We start from the raw sequence: 269 nt of genomic DNA on the forward strand, positions 1-269 counted from the left end.
GATATTAGTTCAAATTCGGTTTTAACTGAAATATCATGTGAGAATAATTTGCTTTCAACTTTAAATCTTAAGAATGGGAATAATACTAATTTCACTACTTATGATTTTAGAAATAATCCTAATATGCCTTGTATTGAAGTAGATAATGCATCTTATTCTTTGGCAAACTGGTCTTCTAAAAAAGATGCTGCAACAACTTATAATGTATATTGCGGGCCTTTTACCACTATTCCGGATTCTAATTTTGAAGATAAATTAATTGCTTTAGG

General features: G+C 28.6%; 1 protein-coding gene. It reads left to right on the top strand.

Annotated features, from left to right (window positions below):
• On the top strand, positions 1 to 269 hold a 269-nt coding region (locus tag SB660_RS20930), incomplete at both ends, for a hypothetical protein (RefSeq protein WP_410584286.1).

It is taken from the genome of Bacillus sp. SIMBA_005, assembly GCF_046535585.1.
GTDB classification, from domain to species: domain Bacteria; phylum Bacillota; class Bacilli; order Bacillales; family Bacillaceae; genus Bacillus; species Bacillus pumilus.